A 9,259-nucleotide genomic window follows, 5' to 3' on the forward strand; every position below is an offset into this window, starting at 1 on the left:
CCCGGCCCCCCCGCGTTGGAGCTCGACCGGCTCACCTCCCCCCCCCCGCCGCCCCCCCCCCCCCCCCCCCCCACCCCCCCCCCCCCCCCCCCCCCCGGCGCCCCCCCCCCACCCGCGCCCGCCCGCCCCCCCCCCCCCCCGCCGCCCGCCACTCCCGTGCTGCGCGGCCTGAGTCTGCGCGTCCAGCCCGGCGAGACGCTCGCCCTGGTCGGGTCCTCCGGATCCGGCAAGTCGACGGTCGCCCAGCTGATCCCGCGGTTCTACGACCCGACCGGCGGCTCGGTCCGCCTGTACGGCCACGACCTGCGCGAGCTCACCCTCGACTCGGTCCGCTCGGTGATCGGCATCGTCCCCGAGGACAGCTTCCTCTTCTCCGACTCGGTCCGGGTCAACATCGCCTACGGCCGCCCCGGCGCCACCGAGCAGGAGATTGAGGCAGCCGCTCGGGCCGCCCAGGCGGACGGGTTCATCCGCGAGCTGCCCGAGGGCTATGACACCAAGGTCGGCGAGCAGGGCCTGACCCTGTCCGGCGGTCAGCGCCAGCGGATCGCCCTGGCCCGCGCGATCCTCGCCGACCCGCGCGTGCTGCTGCTGGACGATGCGACCTCGGCGGTCGACCCGCAGATCGAGGCCGAGATCCACGCCGCGCTGCGCACGGTGATGGCGGGTCGCACCACCGTGCTGATCGCGCACCGCCGCTCCACCCTCCAGCTCGCCGACCGGATCGCCGTACTGGACCGCGGTCGACTGCTCGACCTGGGCACCCATGAGGAACTGGAAGCCCGCTGTCCGCAGTACCGCGCGCTGATCACCGATCCGGACGCCGACCTGGATGCCGAGTCGGATGCGACCTCGACCGCGAACGCGGCCGTACCCGCGCCAGCGCCCGGCACCCCGACCCCCGCGCCGGCCCTCGTGCCGACCGCCCCCCGCTCGGCCCCCCGTTCCGCCGACCCCGAGCTGCTCGCCAAGGTCGCCGCGCTGGCCCCGGCCACCGACGACCCGGCCGTCCCGCTCGCCCAAGCCACCGCAGGTGACCCGGACTTCACCCTGGCCCGCCTGCTCAAGCCGTTCCGCCTCCCGCTCGCACTGGCATTCGTGCTGCTCGCCCTCGACGCGGCCGCCGGCCTGCTGCTCCCGGTGCTGATCCGGCACGGCATCGACAACGGCGTCACCAAGGGCGCGATGGCCGGCGTCACCGCCGCCTCCGGCGCCGCCCTGGTGGTCGTGCTGCTGGACTGGCTGGTGCAGAGCACCGAGACCAAGGTCAGCGGCCGCACCGGCGAGCGGGTGCTGTACAGCCTGCGGCTGAAGATCTTCGCGCACCTGAACCGGCTCGGCCTCGACTACTACGAGCGCGAGCTGACCGGCCGGATCATGACCCGGATGACCACCGACGTGGACGCGCTCTCCTCGTTCCTGCAGACCGGGGTGGTCACCGCCGTGGTCAGCGTGTTCACCTTCGTCGGCATCTTCGCCGCCCTGCTGATCATCGACGCGGGCCTGGCGCTGACGGTCTTCAGCGTGCTCCCGGTGCTGGCGATCGCCACGGTGGTCTTCCGGCGCAAGTCGATCCAGCAGTACGAGGAGTCGCGCGAGCTGATCAGTACGGTCAACGCGGACCTGCAGGAGAACGTCGCCGGCATGCGGATCGTGCAGGCGTTCCGCCGCGAGGACGACACGGTGGCCCGCTTCGTGGCCCGCGGTTGGGCCTACCGCCAGGCGCGGGCCAAGGCGCAGCTGTACATCTCGCTCTACTTCCCGTTCGTCCAGTTCCTGTCGAGCGTGGCCTCGGCCATGGTGCTGATCGCCGGCGCCTCCCGGGTGGAGGACCGGACGCTGACGGTCGGTGCGCTGATCGCCTACCTGCTCTACATCGACCTCTTCTTCGCCCCGGTCAACCAGCTCTCGCAGATCTTCGACGGCTACCAGCAGGCTTCGGTCGGCCTGGGCCGGGTCCGCAGCCTGCTGCGGACCCCGACCAGCACACCAGCCGCGGCCGACCCGGTGCCGGTGGAGCGGCTGCGTGGCGAGATCCACTTCGACCAGGTCGACTTCGCCTACAACGGCGGCGGCGACGGCAGCCCGGACGTGCTGACCGGCATCGACCTGCGGATCCCGGCCGGCCAGACCGTCGCCCTGGTGGGTGAGACCGGGGCCGGCAAGTCGACGCTGGTCAAGCTGGTCGCCCGGTTCTACGACGCGACCGGGGGAGCGGTGCGGATCGACGGTACCGACATCACCCGGTTCGACCTGGCCGACTACCGGCACCGGCTCGGTGTGGTGCCGCAGGAGGCGTACCTGTTCGCGGGCACCGTGCGCGAGGCGATCGCCTACGGCCGTCCGGGAGCGAGCGACGCCGAGGTCGAGGCCGCGGCGCGCGCGGTCGGCGCCCACCAGATGATCAGCGCGCTGCCCGGTGGCTACCAGCACGAGGTGGCGGGCCGCGGAAGGAACCTGTCGGCGGGACAGCGCCAGCTGATCGCGCTGGCCCGGGCCGAGCTGGTCGATCCGGACATCCTGCTGCTGGACGAGGCGACCGCCGCGCTGGACCTGGCCAGCGAAGCAGCCGTCAACAACGCCTCCGACCGACTGCGGGCCGGGCACCCGCAGCGGCCGGGCGGGCGCACCACGCTGGTGATCGCGCACCGCCTGACCACCGCTGAGCGGGCCGACCGCGTGGTGGTGCTGGACCACGGCCGGGTGGTGGAGGACGGCACCCACGCCGACCTGCTCGCCGCCGACGGCGCCTACGCCAAGCTCTGGCGGGCCTTCGTCGCCGACGGCCACCTGGAGCCGGCCGAGATCAGCGGCTGAGCCACCCCTGCGGGCCGCCGCCCGCAAGATCGCCACCCATTGCGGGGCCGGAGCCGGTCAGGCTCCGGCCCCGCAGTGCGTCGGGCGAGCAGCGAGCCCCGGACCGGCGCACTTAGTGCGGTCACGATCGGCTGAAAAGTGCCACTAGCCGTGAGTGGTTCGATCACGAAGTTGTCTCGGCTCTGCGCCAAGTCGATCGACATCCGGCCGACGGAGTGGCACCGGGCTTCTGCCACCGAGCCGACCTGGTAAACAGGCGGAGCGGCCACGCGGAGAGCGGGGCGCGATCCCCCTGTGCAACCCTCACCCAGGTCGAGAGGCCCCCTGCCCATGTCTTCGCGCGCCCGCGAGGCGGGGCGCAGTACTGCGCACCACCCTGCCCGACCGGCCTCCGGCACCGCGTCCACCCGAGCAGCGCTGCCCTATCTCGTGCTGTTCACGGTCGGCGCGCTGCCCGCCTACCTGGCGCCCACCATCGTCGGCCGACTCGTCGGCGAGCTGCGGCTGACGGCCACTCAGGCCGGCACGGTCGGCTCCGTCATGCTGCTCGCCTCCGCAATGGCGGGGATCGCGCTGGCCGGGCGGGTCGACCGGCTGGGCACCGCCCGGTTGGCCAGGGCCGGCCTGGTGCTGCTGCTCGCGGGTTTCACCCTGGCGGGCACCGTCCCCGGCCACCCGGGCAGCTCGGACAGCATGCCCCTGCTGCTACCGGCCTGCCTGCTCGGCGGACTGGGCGCCGGTACCTGCGCCGCGGTGGCCGGCACCGGCATCGCCGCGGCCGGCCGCCACCGCATCACCGTGCTGGCCCTGCTGGCCACCTCCGGCACGGCGGGCGCGCTCTACCTGCTGCTGCCGCACCTGGGCCCGAGCCACGCGCTGCCGTTCCTGGCGCTCGCGCTCACCGGTGCGCTGACCTTCCCGCTGCTGCTCCGGCTGCCGGCCGGCCGGACCACTGCCGTCCCCGACCCGGCCGCCACCGCGCCCGCCTCGGCCACCACCGTCCCCGCCTCGCCCATCGCCACCGCCCCCACCGGGCCGCCCCTCCTCGGCCCGGTCCTGGCGGCCGGCATGGTGCTCTGGTCCGTCGCGCAGAACGCGCTCTGGGGTGTCAGTGGGCAACTGGGCCTGCACCGCGCGGGCCTGAACGAGCAGCGGCTCTGCCTGGTCCTCGCGGTCGCCCTGGGCAGCGCGGTGCTGGGCGTGCTGGCTGCCGGACTGCTCGGCGACCGGGCCGGCCGAGCAGCCCCGATCACGTTGGGCACCGTGGCGATCGCGGCCTGCGTGGTGCTGAGCGCCACTGCCACCTCCCCCCGCGCCTTCGCGGTCGGCGAGGTGCTCTGGAACGCGCTCTACCCGCTGGTGCTCAGCTACCTGATCGGGACCGCCGCCGCACTGGATCCGAGCGGCCGCTGGATGGTGCTGACCGGTGCCGCCGCCGCGCTCGGCGTGGCCGGCGGCCCGCTGACCGGCGCCGCCCTGCTGGCCGGGCTCGGCGCACCGTGGTTCGCCGCGCTACTCGGGGTGGTGCTGCTGGCCACAGCTGCGCCGCTCGGCCTGGTCGCCCGCACCGTGGACCGCCGAACGCTCGCGGAGCCCACCGGCCCGGACCCGTCGGCCATCCCGGCCCAGCGGGCCGAGGACCGCGCGGCCACCCGGACGACCCGAGCTCCCTGAAGGCAGGTCAGGGCAGCGCACGGCAGATGGGGGCACGGGAGGTCGGGGTCAGAGCAGAGCAGGTAGGGGCCAGGTCAGGTGGAGATCAGGGAGGAGAGCAGCCCGGAGACCTCGGCTCCCCGCGGCAGGTCGCTGACCTGGCCATCGCCCACCTCGACCACCATCCAGCCGCCGCCGTCGGCCCGCAGGGCCAGGTCGGTGGTGACGAAGCGGCAGCCCAGCGAGCGCACCAGGGACCGGACCACGGTCAGGTCCGGTGCCGGGAACATCTCGGGCGTGTCGGGGTGCGGTCCGGTCAGCACCGGCTCACCGTCGACCCACCAGACCCGGGCCTCGGCGCCGCGCCGCGCCCGCCCGTCGCCCGGGTCGCCGGCCGGTCCACCGCCGCCACCGCCGCCGGCAAGCGCCGGCGCCAGTGCGTGGAAGCGCCGCAGCACCACCCCGCCCGCCAGGTACTCGCCCTGCAGCTCCACGAACCGGTCGACCACTTTTGCCACTCCGGCCAGATCGGCCAGCTCCGGGATGTAGCAGGCCTCGTGCCACTCGTCCTTGCGCGACTTCACGAAGTCCTTGACGATCGCCGGCCCGCGCCCGCCCAACCGCTCCACCGCCTCGGCCAGTTCGGCCGGCCCGCAGTCCGCGGCCAGCCAGACGCTGTCCGGCGTGGCCCCTTCGAAGGTGCCGTACCAGCCCGGCAGTTCGTGCGCGGTGGCGTAGGCGGCAGCGCTGGTCAGCAGGTGGCAGCCGCGCTCGGCGAGTGCCTTGACGAACCCCGCGTACGCTGCGACGGGCAGCATCCAGCCGCGGTACCAGGCCGGACCGGTCCCGGAGGGCACCCGGCGCACCGCTGCGGCGGCCTCGCCCGCGAGCAGCGCGTCGTGGTCCACCAGCGCCGTCTCGCCCCCGAGGCCACGGACCAGTTGGGCCTCGTAGGAGTAGTGCGGGTCGACGCGGCGCGGGTTCAGCGGATCCTGCGGCAGCAGGATGGTCGGGGCTGGCATGGGCCACAGGGTAGCGGCGCGAGCACGGCGCGGCGCCGGGTTTGGGCAGCCTCGCGCGTCGGGCGTGCACATCGGTCGGCGCGCCGCGGCACGCGTCGGGAGCACGGCCCGGCGCACAACCTCCCTGCTGAGCGTGCGGGATGCGGCCGTGGACACCGGCGCCGCTCGGCTGAGAGGGTGAACGCATGCGAACTCCTCGGCAGGCGGCCCGCACTGTGGTGCTCGACCCGGCAGGATCGGTGTTCCTGCTGCGCTCCGACAACTCCGAGATCGGGGTCCACTGGAGCCCGCCCGGTGGCGGCCTCGACCGGGGCGAGAGCCCGGAGCAGGCCGCGACCCGCGAACTGCGCGAGGAGACCGGCTGGACGGACCTGCGGCCCGGGGCCCTGCTCTGCACCTGGGAACACGACTTCACTTGGCACGGCACCCCGGTTCGCCAGTCCGAGTGGATCTTCCTCGCCGACGGTCCGCACCGGACGCCGCAGGGCGATCTGAGCGCCGTGCACACCAAGGACCGGATCCTGGAGTGGCGTTGGTGGACCCCGCAGGAGCTGGCCGCCCCGGACGCCGCCCAGTTCTGGCCGCCGGCCCTTCCGCAACTGCTCGCAGCTGTTCGGGCGGCCCGAGCTGAGGGCAGCCCGGACCCCGAAGCCGCCCACCTGGGCTACCTGCCCAACGCGCCACGCCCTGCGGGCGGCAGCACCGGCGAACCGACCAGCGGCTGGTGGCAGCGCACCGCCCGGCGGCTGCTGGCCTGACGGTGCAGCCGGCCGGACGACTCGGCCGAGCGGCCTGACGGCAGGTCAGCCTCGGCGGTGCCGGTCCCCGTTCGCCTGCCAGTCGCGTGGCCGCAGCTCGCGGTCGTGCAACGCCTCCAGGTTGACCACCACGGTCAACTCAGCCTGCCGCAGCTCCTCCCGGGTCAGCCCGGTCGAGCTGACCAGTAGCTCGGTCGGCACCGAAATGGCGATCGAGGAGCGCCAGGACGGCAGGATCGCCAGCGTGGTGCCCTGTCCCACCTTGATGATCTTCGCGTTCACCCGGCGGTTGGCCAGCTCCTCGGTCCGCGCGGCGGCGACCACCGCCGGTCGCGGGCTGCCGATCAGCACGCCCAGCGGTGCCTCCGGACGGATCGCCTCCGGCGCCAGGGGCGCGGCCGGTGCCGACCGCGGCTCGGACACCGGCGCGGGAGCCGACGGCGCCGCGGCCATGGTCGCCGCCTCCGCCGCGACGGGCCCGTTCACCTCCGGGCCGCCAGAGCCGACCGGACCGGCAGAGCCCACCGCCCGCATCCGCCGGGCGGGCGCCTGGCGGCGGATCCGCGGGCGCGGGCGGCCGATGCTCGACACCCAGCCCTCCGCCGCGGCCGGCGGCTGCGGCACCATCCCGTCCGCCGAGCCCGAACGTGGCGGCGGCACGACGCCGTGGTTGACCGGCTCGCTCGGGTCGGCACCCGCCAGGGTGAGCAACTCCCGCACCTCGGCAACCGACTGATGGCTCGCCATAGCCAGGTCGTCCAGCTCGGCCCCCTGCTCGTAGGCAGCCCGCAGGCGCGAGGCCAGCCCGGTGAGCAGCTTCGTCGTGGTGGGATCTCCCGTGTCGGCCCGGTCGGCTGACGAACCGTCGGACGCGAGTGGATCCGCAGGCACGGAGGCGACCGGCGTGCCCGTGGCGGCCGCCGGCTGGTTCGGTGTGTCCATTGGTATGAACGGCGTGCTCATCGGTTGGTCCTCCGGTGTACAGTCCGCCCGAATCCTGCCGTACCCGAGGGGGAACGTCCATGGGACCCTCAATGAAACCGGACAACCGGAGGACCGGCCCCGACGGACAGTCAGGAAAGCAGGAGATCAGATGGAACGCCTCGACGATGCGGCCACCAACCTCGCCGGCCTGGCTGGTCTCCCCGACCTTCCCGACCTCCCTGCCCTCACCGAGCTCACCAGGTCGCGCCGGCTCGTTCCCGGTGACCGGGTGGCCCTGGTCGCGCCGAGCGGCCGGATCGACGAGGAGCGCCTGACGGCCGGCTGCGCCCTGCTCCGCTCCTGGGGACTGGAACCGGTCGTGGGCGCGCACGTCCTGGGGAGCCACCCCCGCCTCTCCTACTTCTCCGGCACCGACGCCGAGCGGACCGGCGACTTCCAGCAGGCCTGGCTCGACCCGTCCATCAGCGCTGTCCTCTGCGCCCGTGGCGGCTACGGCGCCCAGCGAGTCGTGGACCAGCTCGACTGGGACGCCCTGCGGGCAGCCGGCCCCAAGACCCTGATCGGGTTCAGCGATGTCACCGCGCTGCACGAGGCGGTGGCCCAGCGGCTGGGGCTCTCGTCTCTCTACGGACCGATGGGCGCCGGGATCTCCTTCATCTCCGATCCCGGCACTGCCGAGCACCTGCGCCGCACCCTGTTCGAGCCGGAGACGGTCCAGCAGCTCACCGGTCCGCAGGCCGCCCCGCTGGTCCCCGGCCGGGCGCACGGCATCACCGCGGGTGGCTGCGCCGCCGTGCTCGCTGCGGACCGCGGCACACCTGGTGCCCGCCCCTCCTACGCCGGCGCGATCCTGCTGCTGGAGGACACCCACGAGAGCCCCTACGCGCTCGACCGCATCCTGACCCAGTTGATCCGCTCCGGCGCACTGGCGGGCGTGCGCGGCATCGCGCTCGGCTCCTGGGAGGGCTGCGGCGACCCGGACCGGGTCCGCGAGGTGATGGCGGAGCGGTTGGCCCCGCTCGGCGTTCCGGTGCTCTGGGAGCTCGGCTTCGGCCACAGCCCCGCCACCCTCACCGTGCCGCTCGGCCTGCCCGCCGTGCTGGACGCCGACGCCGGAACCCTGACGCTGGACCTCCCTGCCCTGACCTGACTTTCGGGCACCTCCCTTATGGTGCAGAGATGACCCCCGCAGCCCCCGGCCCTCGCACCCGCCCCGCCGACCTGGTGGCCGAGCTGCTCGGCCTGATCGGGACCGCGCGGCACGGGGGCCGGTCGATGGTCGGCCTGACCGGCGCTCCCGGTGCCGGGAAGTCGACGCTGGCCCGCCACCTGGTCGCGGAGATCAACCGGGCGGCCGGCGCCGGGACCGCGGCCTACGTCCCGATGGACGGCTTCCACCTCTCCAACGCCCAGCTCGACCGCCTCGGCCTGCGCCACCGCAAGGGCTCGCCGCCCAGTTTCGACGTGCACGGCTACGTCGCTCTGCTCGGCCGCCTGGCCACCGACCGGTTCCGCGAGGTCTACGTCCCCGACTTCGACCGCACGCTGGACGAACCCGTGGCTGCCCGTCACCTGGTCGCCCCGAGCACCCGCCTGGTGATCACCGAAGGCAACTACCTCGCCTCGGACGAGCCTGGCTGGTGCGAGATCCGCCCGCTGCTCCACGAGCTCTGGTACCTGGAGACCGAGGACAGCCTGCGGGCGGAGCGGCTGATCGCACGTCAGCTCACCATCGGCCGGGGACAGGAGGACGCACAGGCCTGGGTTGCGGAGAACGACCAGCCGAACGGCGAGTACGTGAAGCGCAGCCGTGAGCGGTGCACCAGGGTCCTCCGGATGGCCGATTTGCCCCTGGCTGCGACCAGGCGTACTGTTTCCTAGTCGCTCGGCAGGGAGCACCGGACACGCGTCTGCGCGGACGGTCCCGGAGCGGCCACTCTCCCGAAACACCATTCCCAGTACGACAACCTTCTTTTGCGCGCCGTCGCAGGGGGCTCTGTTCTGCTGTGTCTGCATTTCGGCGGGTGGGCCTGGATTCGCTTTCCGGAGCGGAGTTGGGCTAAA

The 9,259-nt window shown here is 73.9% G+C and carries 6 protein-coding genes and 1 pseudogene; 5 read left to right on the forward strand and 2 right to left on the reverse strand.

Annotation, left to right across the window (positions count from 1 at the left end; all coding sequences use genetic code 11):
* Positions 1 to 153 precede the first annotated feature (153 nt).
* Positions 154 to 2,817: pseudogene (locus C7C46_RS18605) on the forward strand (ABC transporter ATP-binding protein); the annotation flags it as partial.
* Positions 2,818 to 3,147: 330 nt separating this feature from the next.
* Positions 3,148 to 4,491: an MFS transporter gene (locus C7C46_RS18610; protein WP_146259124.1), complete on the forward strand. Its 1,344-nt coding sequence runs from the start codon at positions 3,148 to 3,150 to the stop codon at positions 4,489 to 4,491.
* 74 nt (positions 4,492 to 4,565) lie between these two features.
* Here the strand turns inward: C7C46_RS18610 and C7C46_RS18615 are convergent, their stop codons facing one another.
* Positions 4,566 to 5,492 carry an ATP-grasp domain-containing protein gene (locus C7C46_RS18615; RefSeq protein ID WP_110670993.1) on the reverse strand — a complete coding sequence of 309 codons (927 nt, stop codon included), beginning with the start codon at positions 5,490 to 5,492 and terminating at the stop codon, positions 4,566 to 4,568.
* A gap of 185 nt (positions 5,493 to 5,677) precedes the next feature.
* On the opposite strand from C7C46_RS18615, the gene C7C46_RS18620 reads away from it, so the two are divergent.
* Positions 5,678 to 6,250 (forward strand): NUDIX hydrolase, encoded by a 573-nt coding sequence (locus C7C46_RS18620; protein WP_110670994.1) that lies wholly within the window; start codon positions 5,678 to 5,680, stop codon positions 6,248 to 6,250.
* 45 nt (positions 6,251 to 6,295) lie between these two features.
* Here the strand turns inward: C7C46_RS18620 and C7C46_RS18625 are convergent, their stop codons facing one another.
* Positions 6,296 to 7,213: a hypothetical protein gene (locus C7C46_RS18625; protein WP_146259125.1), complete on the reverse strand. Its 918-nt coding sequence runs from the start codon at positions 7,211 to 7,213 to the stop codon at positions 6,296 to 6,298.
* A gap of 130 nt (positions 7,214 to 7,343) precedes the next feature.
* Between C7C46_RS18625 and C7C46_RS18630 the strand changes: the two genes are divergently transcribed.
* Both C7C46_RS18630 and C7C46_RS18635 read left to right on the forward strand, forming a co-directional pair.
* On the forward strand, positions 7,344 to 8,345 hold the full coding sequence (locus tag C7C46_RS18630) for a S66 peptidase family protein (RefSeq protein ID WP_110670996.1): 1,002 nt from the start codon (positions 7,344 to 7,346) through the stop codon (positions 8,343 to 8,345).
* Between the two features lie 29 nt (positions 8,346 to 8,374).
* Complete coding sequence (locus C7C46_RS18635; RefSeq protein WP_110670997.1) at positions 8,375 to 9,076, forward strand: nucleoside/nucleotide kinase family protein; 702 nt, start codon at positions 8,375 to 8,377, stop codon at positions 9,074 to 9,076.
* Positions 9,077 to 9,259: the final 183 nt, after the last annotated feature.

This window comes from Streptomyces tateyamensis, assembly GCF_003205575.1.
Taxonomy (GTDB): Bacteria; Actinomycetota; Actinomycetes; order Streptomycetales; family Streptomycetaceae; genus Kitasatospora; species Kitasatospora tateyamensis.